The sequence below is a fragment of the Janthinobacterium sp. MP5059B genome, assembly GCF_001758645.1.
GTDB classification, from domain to species: domain Bacteria; phylum Pseudomonadota; class Gammaproteobacteria; order Burkholderiales; family Burkholderiaceae_D; genus Janthinobacterium; species Janthinobacterium lividum.
Genome location: NZ_LRHX01000002.1, coordinates 237,152 through 251,441 on the forward strand (window position 1 = coordinate 237,152; position 14,290 = coordinate 251,441).

The window sequence follows — 14,290 nt, forward strand, 5'->3', positions numbered from 1 at the left end:
AGGCGCCCGTCAAATCGGCCGGTTATGGTCGCGGTCCACGGCGCGGCGCTGCGGTGCCAGCAAGATCCACGTGACGATGGGCCACAGGGCGACGGCGACGAAGCTCTCGATGAAATTGAGCCAGCCGGGGAAGCGGCCCGAGACGATCAGACGCGTCAGCAATTGCAGCGCCTGCGTCAGCAGCAGCAGCGGCAGCACGTGCAGCGCCTGCGTCATGATGGGGAACCACAGCACGCGGCGGTGCATCATGATGGCGAAGTACGACAGCAAGGTATAGGCCAGCGCATTCTCGCCCAGCAGGGTCGAGTCGTGCACGTCCATCATCAGGCCCATGAAAAACGCCACGCCGATACCGACCTTGCGCGGCTGGTGGATGCCCCAGAAGACCAGCACCAGGGCGACGAAATCGGGCACGCCGACGAACTGCCCCCATGGAAGCAGGTTCAGCAGGAAAGCGCACAGCAGGGAAAACCCGATGAACAGGGGGCTGACCGGCAGCAGGATGTAATGCGGGCGGTTCATCGTGTCGCTTCCTTCGGTGGCACGGCGGCAGGTGTTGGCGTTGCTGCTGGTGTTGCGGCAGGCGCCGCCGGTTTCGGCGCCGGGCTGGCAGGCGGTTTCGCGGCCGGCGCGGTCGCCGCATTGGCGGCCGCTGGTGCCGCAGCGGCAGGCTCCTTGGCGGGATCCTTGATCGGCGCCATCTTGCCGGCGATCTTGCGCCCCGTCTTGACTTCTTCAGCGGGCGGACGCGGCGGAATTTCCGGCGACGTCATCAAGATGAGCAGCTGGGTGTTGCGTTCAATGCCGGCCAGCGGCTGGCACACGACGCGGCCGAACGGGCCATGCGCATTGCGCTCGACCAGGGTCACGCGCGCCACGGCCAGGCCGGCCGGATACAGGCCGTCGAGGCCCGAGGTAATGACGATGTCGCCGATCTGGATGTCGGCGCTGGGGGCAGTGAAGCGCAGCTCCATGGTGCCGGACTTGCCGCGCCCGATGGCCACGCTGCGCACGCCATTGCGCAGCAGCTGCACGGGAATGGCCTGCTCTTCATCGGTCAGGAGCGTCACTTCGGAGGTGAACGGGAACACGCGCGTGACTTGTCCCACCACGCCCAGGTTGTCGATCACGGGGCGGCCCAGTTCCACGCCATGCTGGATGCCCCGGTCAAGCACGATCTTGCGCGTGGCCGAATCGCGCGTGTCGTACAGCACTTCGGCCATCATGGTCTTGACGGGCACGCGCTCGCGCGCTTCCATCAACTTGCGCAGGTGGTTGTTTTCAACGATGTTGAGCTGCGCCTGCTGCAGGATCTGCGCCGAGGCGATCTGTTCGTGTTTCAGGTCGCGCACCTGTTTTTCCAGGGCGGACAGCGAAGAGAAGTAGTTGCCGACACCAACCGCCACATCGCGCGGCACCAGGGCTGCCATCTGCACCGGATACAGCACGGTGCCGACGGCCTGGCGCACGGCCGTCAGCGCGTGCATGCGCGAATCGACCAGCAACAGGGCGATTGAAATGCCGGCGAACACCATCATCTTGACGCGGGCGGAGGCGCCTTGTTTGAAAAGTGGCGGAGGACTGTATTCCATGACTTCCAATAATCAGGCCAGGCGCAGTGCGCCAACGTGCAGGCCCCGGTCAAACGCCGGCGCCAAAACCAAAAAAAGGCCGGAGTTGGTTTCCGGCCCTTCTGTCAGATTATTCGTAGGAAAAGATCGAGCCGAGCTTGTCCATACGTTCCAGGGCCATCCCGGAACCGCGCACCACGCAGGTGAGCGGATCCTCGGCCACCAGCACCGGCAGGCCGGTTTCCTCCATCAGCAGGCGGTCCAGGTCGCGCAGCAGTGCGCCGCCGCCCGTCAGCATCATGCCTTTTTCGGCGATGTCGGCGCCCAGTTCCGGCGGCGTCTGTTCCAGCGCGTTTTTCACGGCCGAGACGATGTTGTTCAGCGGGTCGGTCAGCGCTTCGAGGATTTCGTTGCTGGAGATGGTGAACGAACGCGGAATGCCTTCGGACAGGTTGCGGCCCTTGACTTCCATTTCCTTCACTTCCGAGCCAGGGAAGGCCGAACCGATGGCCTTCTTGATGGCTTCAGCCGTCTGTTCGCCGATCAGCATGCCGTAGTTGCGGCGGATATAGTTGACGATGGCTTCATCGAATTTGTCGCCGCCGACGCGCACGGAACCCTTGTAGACCATGCCGCCCAGCGAAATGATGCCCACTTCGGTGGTGCCGCCGCCGATGTCGACCACCATCGAACCGGTCGCTTCGGACACGGGCAAGCCCGCGCCGATGGCCGCAGCCATCGGTTCTTCGATCAGGTACACCTGCGAGGCGCCGGCGCCCAGGGCCGATTCGCGGATCGCGCGGCGCTCAACCTGGGTCGAACCGCACGGCACGCAAATGATGATGCGCGGCGATGGACGGAAGAATTTCGAGTCGTGCACCATGCGGATGAATTGCTTGAGCATCTGCTCGGTCACGGTGAAGTCGGCGATCACGCCATCTTTCATCGGACGAATCGCTTCGATATTGCCCGGCACTTTGCCCAGCATCTGCTTGGCTTCCTTGCCGACTGCCTGAATGGTCTTCTTGCCATTCGGACCGCCTTCCTGGCGGATGGCGACAACGGATGGCTCGTCCAGGACGATACCGAGGCCGCGTACATAAATAAGGGTGTTGGCCGTGCCCAAGTCAATGGCCAGATCGGTGGAGATATACCTGCGTAAAAAACCAAACATGAGTGTCCTGTAGCGCATCGAGCTGCGCAAAAGCTGTTTATGGGGAGTTTCAAAGCGGGCGCTTTCAGGCACCCTGAAAATCCAAAAGGCGATTTTTCCGGGTTTCGCTTGGCGCTTGCGCAATCTTTTCTATGCTGCGGCAGCAGTCCATCAGCGCCGGCAACGCATTAACCCGCCATTCTACCTTATAATTTGAATGCGATTTGCTCAAAAACCATGGAAAAGTGCGACTCTTGCAGCCGCGAGTTACGCGGCATTCCTCGATTTTTGTGAGCAAAATAGCAGTAAATACCCGCGTTTTATCAAAACGCCAACTTAATACTAATGCGCGGCACTCCGCGCCATTCGCCATGTCCCTGACACTCTCCGACGTAAAACGCATCGCCCACCTGGCCCAACTTGAAATGGCCGACGACCAGGCCGTCACGTCTTTGGCCCAATTGAACAAGATTTTTGCACTGGCAGAACAAATGCAAGCCGTCAATACCGATGGCGTGGCGCCCCTGAGCCACCCGCTGGCCGCCCATATGGACAATATCGCCCTGCGTCTGCGCGAGGACATCGCCACGGAACAGAACCGCCGCGATGCCTACCAGGCCGTGGCGCCGAAGGTACAGGATGGCCTGTATCTCGTGCCCAAGGTCATCGAGTAACTGGCACCTGACATAAGCTACTGCGCGTCGCGATTTGCGGCCTGCGATGCTCACTGTGCTAAAGCACAGCTCCGCTTCTCGGCCACAACTCACTTCCGCTCGCTACGCTTCTGTCAGGCGCTAGAACGGCGCAGTGCACGAATCCCAACCTTGCCGAATAGATAAAAATAGAAACGCCATGCATACAAAATCCATCAAACAGCTGTCCACGCTCTTGCAGAATAAGGAAATTTCCGCCGTTGCGCTGGCGACGCATTTCCTCGACCGCATCGAAGCAGACAACTCGAACGCCTTTTTGCACGTCGACCGTGCCCTGACCCTGGCGCAGGCTGCCGAAGCGGACGCACGCATCGCCGCAGGCACGGCCACGCCATTGACGGGCGTGCCGATCGCGCACAAGGACTTGTTCGTCACCCAAGGCTGGCGCACGACGGCCGGCTCGAAAATGCTGGCCGACTATGCCAGCCCGTTTGACGCCACCGTGGTGGAGAAATTCCGCGCGGCCGGCATGGTCACCCTGGGCAAGGTCAATTGCGATGAATTTGCCATGGGTTCCGGCAACGAGAACTCGGCCTTCGGCGCCGTGCAGAATCCGTGGGACAAGAATGCCGTACCAGGCGGCTCGTCCGGCGGCTCGGCCGCCGCCGTCGCGGCTGGCCTGACGCCGGCAGCCACCGGCACCGACACGGGCGGCTCGATCCGCCAGCCTGCCGCTTTTTGCGGCATCACCGGCATCAAGCCGACCTATGGCCGCGTCTCGCGCTTCGGCATGATCGCCTTTGCCTCGTCGCTGGACCAGGGCGGCCCGATGGCGCGCTCGGCCGAAGACTGCGCCCTGCTGCTGACCGCCATGGCCGGCTTCGACGAACGCGACTCGACCAGCCTGTCGCCGGAACAGGGCGGCGTGGCGGAAGATTTTTCGCGCGATCTTGAGCAGCCCCTCACGGGCTTGCGCATCGGCGTGCCGCGCGAGTACTTTGGCGAAGGCTTGGCCAAGGACGTGGAAGCGGCCGTGCGCGGCGCGCTGGCGCAGTATGAAAAGCTGGGCGCCACCCTGGTCGATATCTCGTTGCCGAACACGGCCCTGTCGATTCCCGCCTACTACATGATCGCGCCGGCCGAAGCGTCGTCGAACCTGTCGCGCTACGACGGCGTGCGCTATGGCCACCGCGCCACCGAGTACAAGGACTTGCAGGACATGTACAAGAAGTCGCGCGCGCAGGGCTTCGGCCCGGAAGTACAGCGCCGCATCATGGTCGGCACCTATGTGCTGTGCCACGGCTACTACGACGCCTACTATTTGAAGGCGCAAAAGATCCGTCGCCTGATCGCGCAGGATTTCGACGCCGTGCTGAATGGCCCGAACGCCGTCTGCGACGTCATCATGGGACCGGTCGCGCCGACCGTCGCCTGGGACCTGGGCGACAAGACGGATGACCCGGTGGCGAACTACCTGGCCGACATCTACACCCTGTCGACCAGCCTGGCCGGCCTGCCCGGCATGTCGATTCCTTGCGGTTTCGGCGACGGCGAGAAAAACAGCAAGCGCCCCGTCGGACTGCAAATCATCGGCAATTACTTCGGCGAAGCCAAACTGCTGAACGTGGCCCACCAGTTCCAGCAAGTGACGGACTGGCATACGCGCAGCCCTGCAGGCATTTAAGAAAAAATTCGCGCCGCCCGGGCGGCGCCACCAAAAAATAAGCGAGAACACTATGCAATGGGAAGTCGTCATCGGTCTTGAGAACCACGTGCAGCTCACGACCGAATCCAAAATTTTCAGCGGTTCGCCGATCAAGTACGGCGCCGAAGCCAACACGCAAGCGAGCCCCGTCGACCTGGCGCTGCCAGGCGTGCTGCCGGTGATGAACAAACAGGCCGTCGACCGCGCGATCCGTTTCGGCCTGGCCGTCGGCGCCACTGTCGCGCCGCACTCGGTCTTCGCGCGCAAGAACTATTTTTATCCGGATTCGCCGAAGGGCTACCAGATCAGCCAATTCGAAGACCCTGTCGTCATCGGCGGCGCCCTGACCTTCGGCTATGAAAAGGATGGCGAATTCGTCACCAAGACGGTGAACCTGACGCGCGCCCACCTGGAAGAAGACGCCGGCAAATCGCTGCACGAAGATTACGCAGGCATGAGCGGCATCGACTTGAACCGCGCCGGCACGCCGCTGCTGGAAATCGTCTCGGAACCGGAAATCCGCAGCGCCGCCGAAGCCGTGGCCTACGCCAAGGCGCTGCACTCGCTGGTCATGTGGTTGGGCGTGTGCGACGGCAACATGCAGGAAGGCTCGTTCCGCTGCGACGTCAACGTTTCCGTGCGCCCCGTCGGCCAGAAGGAATTCGGCACCCGCTGCGAAATCAAGAACCTGAACTCCTTCCGTTTCATCGAGGAAGCCGTGCACGTCGAAGTGCGCCGCCAGATCGAACTGATCGAAGATGGCGGCAAGGTCGTGCAGGCGACGCGCCTGTATGATCCGGACCGCAAGGAAACGCGCGAAATGCGCAGCAAGGAAGACGCCCAGGATTACCGCTACTTCCCGGATCCTGACCTGCCGCCACTGGTCATCTCGCAAGCGTGGATCGACACCGTCAAGGCCTCGATGCCGGAACTGCCGGCCGCCATGCGCGCCCGTTTCATCAGCGAATACGCGCTGCCGGACTACGATGCGCTGGTGCTGACGCAATCGAAAGCCATGGCCACCTACTTCGTCGCCGTGGTCGACAAGGCCGGCAAGGAAAACGCCAAGGCCGCCGCCAACTGGCTGATGGGCGACGTGTCGTCGACCCTGAACCGCGAAGGCGTGGACCTGGATGACGCGCCCGTCTCCGCCGCGCAGCTGGCCGCCATGCTCAAGCGCATCGCCGACGGCACGATCTCGAACAAGGCGGCGAAGGAAGTCTTCGCCGGCATGTGGGAAGCGAAGTCCAGCGACGAGCACCTGGTCGACGCCATCATCGACGCCAAGGGTCTGAAGCAGATATCGGATTCGGGCGCCCTGGAAGCCATCGTCGATGAAGTACTGGCGGCCAACGCCAAGTCGGTGGAGCAATACCGCGCCGGCAAGGAAGCGGCCATCAACGCGCTGATCGGCCAGGCAATGAAGGCGTCCAAGGGCAAGGCCAACCCGGCCCAGCTGACGGAACTGCTGAAGGCCAAGCTGGCGGGCTAACTCTCCCCCATCCCAAAAAAAGACGCTGCGGCGTCTTTTTTTTCGCCTGTACGCATCGTTTATAAACAGCCTTGTCTAGACTTTTCCTCTTCCTTCAAGGGCGTTTTCAGACCGCCAGAAATTAAAGTATACATTTTTGTCTACAAGGTTTAATCTAGCCATATTGAATTTCAGGCAAGAGGAAAACAGCATGGCCAAGACGCACGACATCCCGAAACCGACGGCAGCCGAACTCGATCTGCTGCAGGCACTGTGGCCGCTGGGCGCCGCCACGGCCAAGCAGGTGCACGAGGCGATGGCGCTGGCCAAGCCTGCCATCACGTATGGCACCGTGTTGCGCCTGATGCAGATCATGCATGGCAAGGGCTTGCTGATCCGCGACGAAAGCCAGCGTTCGCACGTGTATGCGCCGGCGCAGGCGCAGGACAGCCTGCAGACGAACCTGCTCAAGGAATTGATGCAGAAAGCCTTTGCCGGTTCGGCCAAGGCGCTGGTGCTGGCGGCGCTGCGCACGGGCGTGTCGCGCGCCGAACGCGAGGAAATCGAAAAAATGCTCAAGGACGATCAGTCATGAACGGCTTCGTGCCGGCGCTAGGCTGGACCCTGCTGCACTTCCTGTGGCAAGGCTTGCTGATCGGCTGCGCCACGGCGCTGGCGTGGGCGGCCCTGCGCAATGCGCGTGCGGAGGCGCGCTACGCCGTCGGTTGCGGCGCCCTGCTGGCCTGCCTGGCATGGCCGGCGGCGGGCTTGTATCTGCGCCTGGCCGGCGGCGATGCCACGGGCGCCCCGTACTCCAGCGCCTTGCTGCCGACCGCCCTGCTGGCGCCCGACAGCCTGCCCGACCTGGACCTGCTGCTGCGCGCCATCGTCGGCGTGTGGGCGCTGTGCGCCGCCGTGCTGGCCGTACGCATGGCGCTGGGCATGCTGTGGATAGAGCGCAGCGCCAGGAACACCGGCGCCACGCATGGACAACTGCAGACAAGGCTGTCGCGCATGGCCCAGGATGCCGGCGTGACGCGGCCCGTGCGGCTGCGCGTGCTAAACGGCATCGCCAGCCCGCTCACGGCCGGCATCTGGCGCCCCATGGTGCTGGTGCCCGCTTCGCTGGTCACCGGCATGCCGCCGCACCTGCTCGACGCGCTGCTGGCGCACGAACTGGCGCACATCCGGCGCCACGACTATCTGATCAACCTGCTGCAAAACGCCATCGAGGCGCTGCTGTTCTTCCACCCGGCCATCTGGTGGATTTCACGCGGCGTGCGCCTCGAACGCGAACACATTGCAGATGATTTCGCAGCAAGACAACTGGGCGAACCGCGGCGTCTGGCTCTTGCACTCTCGGAACTGGAACGTCTCCAGTTCTCAACCCACCACCTGGCCCAGGCGGCCAACGGAGGAGATCTTATGTCACGTATCAAACGATTGCTGCGCCCCGCACCACAAACCCTGAACTGGAAAGCGGCCATACCGCTGCTGGCCCTGGCCGGCGCCTGCCTCGGCATCTACGGCCAGGCCATGGCCGCCGACAGCGCGCCCGTGCTGGAACGCCGCCCCGTCATCGACTTTGGCGTCTGCGGCAAGCCGGTCTGGCCAGCCGCATCGCTGCAGGCAAAGGAAGAGGGCACGGTCAACATGTCCTTCGACGTGAATGCCACCGGCAAGGTAACGGGATCGAGCGTGGTCAAAAGCAGCGGCCATCCGGCCCTCGACGAGGCGGCGCGCAGCGGCATCGCCAAGTGCACGTTCAAGCCGGCCCTCGCTGGCGGCAAGCCGGTCAGCGCCAGCGTCAAGGTGCAATACGTCTGGAGCCTGAACTAAAGCAGCGGCGGCGGCGTTGCAACATTGCAGCAGCGCTGCCGCCGCCCGCTTGCGGGTATGATCATGGATTCTTCCACGCACCTGTGAACACGCCATGAACAAGATCAAAACCGGCCTGGTGGGCTACGGCTTTGCCGGCTCCACCTTCCACGCTCCCGTCCTGTCCACCATCGAGGCCCTGGAACTGACGGCCGTCGCTTCCAGCAAGCCGGAGCTCGTACACAAGGATTGGCCGCACGCGACCGTGTATGCGGAGCCCGCGCAACTGTTTGCCGATCCGTCCATCGAACTGGTCGTCATCGCCGCGCCCAACGAAGCGCATTTCAGCCTGGCGCAAGCGGCCCTGCAAGCGGGCAAGCACGTGGTGGTCGACAAGCCATTCACCATTTCCAGCACCGAAGCACAGAGCCTGATCGCGCTGGCAAAAGAGCGCAAGCTGGTGCTCAGCGTGTATCACAACCGCCGCTGGGATGGCGACTTCCTGACCCTGAAAGCGCTGCTGGCCCAGGGTACTCTGGGCCGTATCGCCAGCGTCGAATCGCATTTCGACCGCTTCCGCCCCGAGATCCGCCAGCGCTGGCGCGAGTCCGGCGCGCCGGGCGGCGGTTTGCTGTACGACCTGGGCCCGCACATGCTGGACCAGGCCATGCAGCTGTTCGGCCAGCCGGAAAAGCTGTACGCCGATATCGTCCTGCAGCGCGATGGCGCGCAAGCCGTCGACTACATGCACATCGTCCTGTACTACGACCGGCTGCGCGTGGTACTGCAAGCGGGCTGCCTGGTGAAGGCGCCGACGGCGCGCTTCGCCGTGCATGGCGACAAGGGCAGTTTCGTGAAGTTTGGCCTCGATCCGCAGGAAGATGCCCTGAAGGCGGGCGGCAGGCCGGGACAGCCCGGCTGGGGCGTGGACCCCGTGCGCGGCGCGCTGCACCTGGGTACGCAGCCGGATGGACATGTCGAACACCTCGAGATGCAGGCGGGCCGCTACCAGGACTTTTACCAGGGCATGGCCGACGCCATCCGCCACGGCGCAGCGGCGCCCGTGGCGGTCGAAGATGCGGCGGCGACGATACGCCTGATCGAACTGGCGCTGCAAAGCGCGGCCGAAGGGCGCGTGCTCGCGGTCAGTTGATCGACGTCAGTTGATAACGAAGGCCAGCACCACGGCGCCCAGCGCCAGCAGGGCCAGGCCGCAAAGGAACAGCAGTTCGCCCCACCATTCGTGGCGCAAGCGCGACTGGCCGGGGCGCAGCGACATGAACGAGAGCACGGCGCTGACGAGAAAGACGATGGCATCGATGGCCAGCAGCTTGTCGATGGCCACGCGTACCTCGCCGCGCGGTGCCAGGTGCCCGATCGACAGCACCGTCATGCACACGCCGACCATCGTCGCCGACGTGGGCAGGATATGTGCCGACAAACCCCGTTCGGGCGCCTTGCCGTCGCCCGGCATCAAGGCCGGCCCTGGTTCGTTCCCGCCGGCCAGACCAGTTCCACGCGCGCGGACGATCCCGCCTTGACCTGCACCTTTCGTTCCAGTGCCTTGCCGGCCAGCGTGGCGTGCAGGCTGTAGCTGCCTGGCGGCAGCTTTGCCAGCAGGAACGGTCCGCTGGCCGTCGTTTCCAGCGCCACGCCACCCTTGGCGTCGCGTATCTCCAGCTTCACGTCGGAGGCAAATTCCGCCTTGCCCGCCGCCTGCACGGAAAACACGAGACTCAAGGGCCAATGCGGACTGGCGCTCTGGATGGCCGTCGACTCGTCGAGGCCGATGCCGCCGCTCAGGTATTCCACCGCCCCGCTTTTCTGCACGGGCGGCAGTGCGCTGTCGGTTTGGGCCTGCGCCGCACTTCCCAGCAACAGCCCGGCGGCCAGCATTACCGCCGCCAGGTTCAAGGTACCGCGTCTGTCTGGTGCCATCTCACTCTCCTCATGTCGGTTGAATCAAGATAGGAAGCGCAGCTTAGGCCAGTCTTAGGTTAGCGCCGGCGCATGGCCTCGGCGATCTTCTGGTCCGTCTTGTACTGGCTCAGCGCATATACGGCCCAGATCGTCGCAGGCAGCCAGCCGATCAAGGTGATTTGCAGGATCAGGCAAATGATGCCGGCGATCGGACGGCCGATCGTGAAAAAGGTCAGCCACGGGAGTAACAGGGCAATCAGCAAGCGCATCGTTCGTTCCTTGAGTATTCCCCTGTACCGCGGGGACCGGGCCGGCATGCGCCGGCGGTGAATTCAGTTGAACCGATTATAACGATACTGGCGCCTCACGGCGCTACGGGTGCCAGCAGTTTCTCCATCCAGGCCAGAATGGCCGCGAAGATCACGTCGCGGTTCACTTCATTGAAGTTCTCGTGATAATTGGCCGGATAGTAGTGATAGTCGAGCAGGCCATCGGGCACGCTGCGCAGCATGCTCTCCGTGGCGCGGCTGTTGGCCAGCTTGTCGTCGCCCGCCACCACGGCGAACAGGGGGAAGCGCCAGTCCGACAAGCCGCCCGCCAATTCCTTTTGCGCCGACGTCAGCGCATGGGCAAAGCGCACCGACGCCGCACTGGCGCGTATGCCGTCGCGCTCGTCCTGGAAATGGCGCGCGGTGATGGTTTGATCGTGCGTCAGCAGCATGGTCAAGTTTCCTAGCGGCACCTTCATCATGGGGAAGCGCTGCGCCAGCCAGCCCGACAGCATCTGCAGCACCTTCGGCACGGGAATCGCATTCACGTAATACGGCGATGAGATGATGAAGCCTTTGATCGCCGGGTCGCCCGCGAAGCGCCGCAGCCCCAGGTGCGTGGCGATCAGGCCGCCCATGGAATGGCCCATGACGAATACGGGCAAGCCCGGATACGCCTGCTTGACCCAGGCGAGGAACAGCTCCGCGTCGTCGAGGAAGGCATCGAACGAAGGGATATCGACCTTGCGCTTGCCATCGTGGCCCATCATATCGAAGCTGACGGTGGCGAAGCCGTGCTGGCGGAAATACAGCGCCGGCGTGACGTAGTCGCCCGCATGCGCCATGCCGCCGTGGATCGCCAGTATCACTGCACGTGGCTGCTCCGGCTGCCAGATGTGGATTGGCCGCTCGACCTGGTCGCTGCACCGCAGGCTGGCCATCTTGTCTTCTGAAAAACGCATCGCTGCTCCTGTCATGCCCTGTCACGCCTTCAGATGATCGATCAACTGGCGCGCATACAGGGGTAATTCACTGAACTGGCGCACGCAGATTGTCAGATTACGTACCGACCAGGGATCGGATAATTCAAGGCAGCGCAGCGCCATCGTCTGCTGGCAGCGACTGGCCGCCGCCAGCGGCACCACGCTGATGCCCACGCCGCTGGCCACCATGCGGCAGACGGCATCGAAACTGCGCAGGCGCACGCGCACCTTCAACGGACGCCCCAGGCGCGCCGCATGCATGCCCAGGTACTGCTGCATCGCGCTGTCGTCGGCCAGGCCGATGAAATCGTGATCCAGCACGCTGGCAAAATCGACGACGCCATCCTTGCCGAGCGCGCGGTGGTGCACGCCGTCGGCCGCGGCGATGACCACCAGCCGGTCGGGGCGGAACAGGAACGTCTGCAAGCCGCGCATGTCGACCGAGTCGGACACGATGCCCATGTCGGCCAGCCCTTCCGAGACAGCCTTGACGATATCGTAACTGAGGCGCTCTTCCAGGTCGATGGTCAGGTTCGGATGGCGGTCGAGAAAAGCGCCGAGCGCCTCGGGCAAGAACTCGCTGAGCGCGGCCGTATTGCACAGCAGCCGCAACTGCCCTTTCAAGCCGCGCGCAAATTCGCCAAGCTCGCCGCGCATTTTTTCCATTTGCAGCAGCACCAGGCGGGCATGATGCAGCAAGGTCTGGCCCACGGGCGTCGGCTCCACGCCGCGCCGCCCGCGCAGCAGCAGGGGCATGCCCAGCATCTCTTCCATGCCGCGCACGCGCGCGCTGCTGGAGGCCAATGCGAGATGGCTGCGCGCGGCGCCCGCCGTCAGGCTGCCCGCCTCCACCACGTTGACAAACAGCTGCAAATCGACCAGATCAAAGCGCATGGCGGCTCTCCTTTTCGCCATCTTATCAGCCTTCGTATTTTACTTAGGCTGACTCAAAATAATCCACCTTGGCGAAATCCCCGGGCAAGCGCAGAATCCACGCAAAATCACTCTGGATAAAAAAGATGGAGACGTCATTTCTGCTGGCTGTTGGCGCCAGCTTCCTCGTCGCTGGCTTCGTCAAGGGCGTAGTCGGACTGGGCTTGCCGACGGTGGCCATGGGCACGCTCAGCCTTGTCATGCCACCCGTGCAGGCGGCAGCCCTGCTGATCGTGCCATCGATGGTGACGAACGTCTGGCAACTGGCGGCGGGTCCCGGCCTGCGCGCCCTGCTGCGCCGTTTGTGGCCCATGCTGGCGGCCGTCATGGCGGGCACCCTGGCGGGCGGCGCCCTGCTGCCGACCGACAGCGGGACCTGGGCCGTCGTCGCGCTGGGCGTGGCGCTAATGCTGTACGCGCTGGCCGGCCTGTTCTCGCTGCAGTTGCGCGTACCGGCCCGACACGAAGCGTGGCTGGGGCCCGTCGCGGGCGCGGCGACAGGGCTGGTGACGGCCGCCACGGGCGTGTTCGTCATCCCCGCCGTGCCATACCTGCAGGGACTGGGGCTGGCGCGCGATGCGCTGGTGCAGGCGCTGGGCCTGGCGTTTACGGCATCGACCGTGGCGCTGGCGGCCAGCCTGGCCCTGCACGGCGACTTCAGCCTGGGCGCGGCGGGCGCCTCCGCGTATGCGCTGCTGCCGGCGCTGGCCGGCATGCTGGCCGGTCAATGGCTGCGCGGACGCATCGCGCAGCAGGTATTCAAACGGTGTTTTTTTGCCGGGCTGTTCGCCCTGGGCTTGCATGCGGCGCTCAAGCCATGGCTGGCGTGATGCAGATAGACTGGCAAGGGGACAGCGCGCTGTGCGCGTGGATCGACGGCCAGCAGGTGGCCATGCTCGACATCAGCAAGTGCGGGGACGGGGTGACGGTGAACATGCTGTTCGTGAAACCGCCATTCCGGCGGCGCGGCATCGGCGGCGCGCTGCTGCGGCGGCTACTGCAATGCCATCCGCAAGCTGCCACCGCCTGCAGCGACCCGCGGCTGCGGGCGCTGCTGGACAAGACGACTTAAATACCGTAGCGCGTGCGGTAGGCGGAAACAGCCTCTTTATGTTTCAGCAGTTCCGGATCGGCGCCCGCGCCATTCAGGTAGCCGAACAAGTCGTCCAGATTGCCGATCGAGATGACGGGGATGCCGTACTGTTTCGACACTTCCTGCACCGCCGAACTTGGCGACAGCTGGCCGTCCGGGCCGGAACGCTCCATGCGGTCCAGGGCGATCAGCACGGCGCATGGCTCGGCGCCGGCGGCACGGATCATGTCCACCGATTCGCGCACCGAGGTACCGGCCGAGATCACATCGTCAATGATGACAACCTTGCCATGCAGCTTGGCGCCGACGATGGTGCCACCTTCGCCATGGTCCTTGGCTTCCTTGCGGTTGAATGCGAACGAAGTGTTGCGGCCCTTGCCGGCCAGCGCCACGGCGGTGGCCGATGCCAGGGTGATGCCCTTGTAGGCGGGGCCGAACAGCATGTCGAATTCGACGCCCGAGTCGAGCAGGGTCTGCGCGTAGAACTGCGCCAGCTCGGCCAGGGTGGCGCCGTCGTGGAACAGGCCTGCATTGAAGAAGTACGGCGACTGGCGTCCGGCCTTGGTGGTGAACTCGCCAAACCGCAAGACTCCCTTGGATACTGAAAACGCGATAAACTGCTGGCGTAAATTATTCACATTAGCCTCATTTTTTAAAAGTGCCTGTATTTTAATCCGCGCGCACCGGCGAGACAATCGCCATGCCGCGCCCGCCGGCCCCG

The 14,290-nt window shown here is 63.8% G+C and carries 17 protein-coding genes; 8 read left to right on the forward strand and 9 right to left on the reverse strand.

Going from position 1 to position 14,290, the window contains the following annotated elements; translation table 11 throughout:
- Positions 1-9: 9 nt before the first annotated feature.
- The 3 genes from mreD to JAB1_RS01750 all read right to left on the reverse strand — a co-directional run bounded on the left by mreD (position 10) and on the right by JAB1_RS01750 (position 2,745).
- On the reverse strand, positions 10-522 hold the full coding sequence (mreD, locus tag JAB1_RS01740) for a rod shape-determining protein MreD (RefSeq protein ID WP_034749354.1): 513 nt from the start codon (positions 520-522) through the stop codon (positions 10-12).
- Positions 519-1,592 (reverse strand): rod shape-determining protein MreC, encoded by a 1,074-nt coding sequence (gene mreC / locus JAB1_RS01745; protein WP_034784701.1) that lies wholly within the window; start codon positions 1,590-1,592, stop codon positions 519-521. Before mreC ends, mreD begins: the two co-directional genes overlap by 4 nt.
- A gap of 109 nt (positions 1,593-1,701) precedes the next feature.
- Positions 1,702-2,745, reverse strand: a complete 1,044-nt coding sequence (locus JAB1_RS01750; RefSeq protein WP_010393186.1) for a rod shape-determining protein — start codon at positions 2,743-2,745, stop codon at positions 1,702-1,704.
- 350 nt (positions 2,746-3,095) lie between these two features.
- On the opposite strand from JAB1_RS01750, the gene gatC reads away from it, so the two are divergent.
- The 6 genes from gatC (at position 3,096) to JAB1_RS01780 (ending at position 9,524) form a co-directional block, all read left to right on the forward strand.
- Positions 3,096-3,398, forward strand: a complete 303-nt coding sequence (gatC, locus tag JAB1_RS01755; RefSeq protein WP_034784699.1) for an Asp-tRNA(Asn)/Glu-tRNA(Gln) amidotransferase subunit GatC — start codon at positions 3,096-3,098, stop codon at positions 3,396-3,398.
- A gap of 178 nt (positions 3,399-3,576) precedes the next feature.
- Positions 3,577-5,061, forward strand: coding sequence for an Asp-tRNA(Asn)/Glu-tRNA(Gln) amidotransferase subunit GatA (gene gatA, locus JAB1_RS01760; protein ID WP_070278306.1), 1,485 nt, complete (start codon positions 3,577-3,579; stop codon positions 5,059-5,061).
- Between the two features lie 37 nt (positions 5,062-5,098).
- Positions 5,099-6,574, forward strand: a complete 1,476-nt coding sequence (gene gatB / locus JAB1_RS01765; protein WP_275527760.1) for an Asp-tRNA(Asn)/Glu-tRNA(Gln) amidotransferase subunit GatB — start codon at positions 5,099-5,101, stop codon at positions 6,572-6,574.
- 190 nt (positions 6,575-6,764) lie between these two features.
- Positions 6,765-7,148, forward strand: coding sequence for a BlaI/MecI/CopY family transcriptional regulator (locus tag JAB1_RS01770; RefSeq protein ID WP_046683490.1), 384 nt, complete (start codon positions 6,765-6,767; stop codon positions 7,146-7,148).
- Complete coding sequence (locus JAB1_RS01775; RefSeq protein ID WP_070278310.1) at positions 7,145-8,392, forward strand: M56 family metallopeptidase; 1,248 nt, start codon at positions 7,145-7,147, stop codon at positions 8,390-8,392. Before JAB1_RS01770 ends, JAB1_RS01775 begins: the two co-directional genes overlap by 4 nt.
- 94 nt (positions 8,393-8,486) lie before the next feature.
- Positions 8,487-9,524 carry an oxidoreductase gene (locus tag JAB1_RS01780; protein ID WP_070278312.1) on the forward strand — a complete coding sequence of 346 codons (1,038 nt, stop codon included), beginning with the start codon at positions 8,487-8,489 and terminating at the stop codon, positions 9,522-9,524.
- A 6-nt stretch (positions 9,525-9,530) separates the two neighbouring features.
- On the opposite strand, the gene JAB1_RS01785 is transcribed toward JAB1_RS01780, so the two are convergent.
- The 5 genes from JAB1_RS01785 to JAB1_RS01805 all read right to left on the reverse strand — a co-directional run bounded on the left by JAB1_RS01785 (position 9,531) and on the right by JAB1_RS01805 (position 12,437).
- A complete protein-coding gene (locus JAB1_RS01785) occupies positions 9,531-9,845 on the reverse strand; it encodes a hypothetical protein (RefSeq protein ID WP_070278314.1) in 315 nt (104 codons plus the stop codon).
- Entirely contained in the window at positions 9,845-10,309 is a 465-nt protein-coding gene (locus JAB1_RS01790; RefSeq protein WP_070278316.1) for a carboxypeptidase-like regulatory domain-containing protein, read from the reverse strand. The genes JAB1_RS01785 and JAB1_RS01790 overlap by 1 nt, the downstream gene beginning before the upstream one ends.
- Positions 10,310-10,368: 59 nt before the next feature.
- The gene (locus JAB1_RS01795) at positions 10,369-10,560 is read right to left on the reverse strand and encodes a YqaE/Pmp3 family membrane protein (RefSeq protein WP_034749384.1); all 192 of its coding nucleotides are present in this window, start codon (positions 10,558-10,560) and stop codon (positions 10,369-10,371) included.
- 95 nt (positions 10,561-10,655) lie between these two features.
- Positions 10,656-11,522 (reverse strand): alpha/beta fold hydrolase, encoded by an 867-nt coding sequence (locus JAB1_RS01800; protein ID WP_070278319.1) that lies wholly within the window; start codon positions 11,520-11,522, stop codon positions 10,656-10,658.
- A 21-nt stretch (positions 11,523-11,543) separates the two neighbouring features.
- The gene (locus JAB1_RS01805) at positions 11,544-12,437 is read right to left on the reverse strand and encodes a LysR substrate-binding domain-containing protein (RefSeq protein WP_070278321.1); all 894 of its coding nucleotides are present in this window, start codon (positions 12,435-12,437) and stop codon (positions 11,544-11,546) included.
- A 125-nt stretch (positions 12,438-12,562) separates the two neighbouring features.
- Between JAB1_RS01805 and JAB1_RS01810 the strand changes: the two genes are divergently transcribed.
- On the forward strand, positions 12,563-13,306 hold the full coding sequence (locus tag JAB1_RS01810; protein ID WP_070278323.1) for a sulfite exporter TauE/SafE family protein: 744 nt from the start codon (positions 12,563-12,565) through the stop codon (positions 13,304-13,306).
- Positions 13,294-13,548, forward strand: a complete 255-nt coding sequence (locus JAB1_RS01815; protein ID WP_070278325.1) for a GNAT family N-acetyltransferase — start codon at positions 13,294-13,296, stop codon at positions 13,546-13,548. The genes JAB1_RS01810 and JAB1_RS01815 overlap by 13 nt, the downstream gene beginning before the upstream one ends.
- Here JAB1_RS01815 and pyrE read toward each other — a convergent pair.
- A complete protein-coding gene (gene pyrE / locus JAB1_RS01820) occupies positions 13,545-14,207 on the reverse strand; it encodes an orotate phosphoribosyltransferase (protein ID WP_035824465.1) in 663 nt (220 codons plus the stop codon). The two genes, JAB1_RS01815 and pyrE, sit on opposite strands and share 4 nt — an antisense overlap.
- Positions 14,208-14,290 lie beyond the last annotated feature (83 nt).